Origin of the sequence: Collinsella sp. AF04-24 (genome assembly GCF_003465685.1) — a bacterium.
GTDB classification, from domain to species: Bacteria; Actinomycetota; Coriobacteriia; order Coriobacteriales; family Coriobacteriaceae; genus Collinsella; species Collinsella aerofaciens_AP.
In genome coordinates this window covers 1-1,063 of record NZ_QSBK01000049.1, presented here as the reverse complement: position 1 = coordinate 1,063, position 1,063 = coordinate 1, and the positions used below count along the sequence as shown (strand labels likewise).

General features: G+C 66.0%; 2 protein-coding genes. Both read right to left on the bottom strand.

From position 1 onward, the window contains the following. Positions 1-9: 9 nt before the first annotated feature. Positions 10-843: a PTS system mannose/fructose/sorbose family transporter subunit IID gene (locus tag DWV32_RS10035; protein ID WP_117758044.1), complete on the bottom strand. Its 834-nt coding sequence runs from the start codon at positions 841-843 to the stop codon at positions 10-12. Further along, positions 824-1,063: PTS sugar transporter subunit IIC (locus tag DWV32_RS10030; protein WP_147324175.1), on the bottom strand; the 240-nt coding region annotated here is incomplete at its 5' end. The genes DWV32_RS10035 and DWV32_RS10030, both read right to left, overlap by 20 nt.

Genomic DNA, 1,063 nt, shown 5'->3' with positions numbered 1-1,063 from the left:
GCCGGGCCCTTACGCCAGCACGCCGAAGAACGCGCCGACGATGCCCACGGCCATGGTGGCCACGATCAGCACCATGGGGTTGATCTTCTTGGACAGCAGCCAGTAGTACAGCCAGAAGGCGAGCATGCCGAGCATGCCGGGCATGATGCCGTCCAGGATGTCCTGGAGGGTCTGGGCGTCCTCGCCCGAGCCGATGGCCACCGGGATGCTGGCCCAGAACATGTCCTTGCACATGGCGCCCACGACCATGACGCCCACGATGCCCACGCAGGTCATGATCTTCTGCATGAGGCCGGTCCTCTGGGCCTCGTCCAGGAAGCCCACGCCCAGCTCGTAGCCCTTGACGGCGCCCCAGACGCGCAGCGCGAAGCCGGGGACGTTGTAGATGAGCAGGAAGGCGATGGGGCCGAAGGGGTTGCCGGCCTGGCACAGGCTGATGCCCACCGCGGCGGCGACCACGCGCAGCGTCGACAGGAAGATGGAGTCGCCGATGCCGGACAGCGGGCCCATGAGGGCGGCCTTGACGTCGTTGACGCTCTCGGGCTCGATCTCGCCGCGGGCGACCTTCTCCTCCATGGCCATCGCGATGCCGCCGACGAACGGGGCGAACTGGACGGTGATGTTGAAGAACGCGCAGTGGCGGTGCAGGGCCTCGGCGTAGTCGTCGGGGCGGCCGGCGTAGATCTTCTTGAGCATGTTGGCGACCATCAGGCAGAAGGCGATGTTCATCTGCTTGTAGTAGGTCCAGGAGAACTCCATGCCCAGGGCGCCGGTGTTGAGGGCGCTCTTGACGAGGTCGGAGCGCGTGATCTTGTTCTCGGGACTAGAAGTCATCGTCTTCATCCCCTTCCGCGGAGAGCTGGGGCTGGGCTCCGCCCAGGCCGAGCAGGTCGAACTTGTCGATGCCGATGATGATGGCGATCAGGGCGACGCCCAGGACGGGCACGTTGGCGTAGGAGCACAGCAGGAAGCCCAGGAAGTAGAAGGGCACGAGCTGCTTGGTGAGCACCAGGCGGCCGAGCATGGCGAAGCCCATGGCCGGCAGGATGTTGGCGGCAACGCC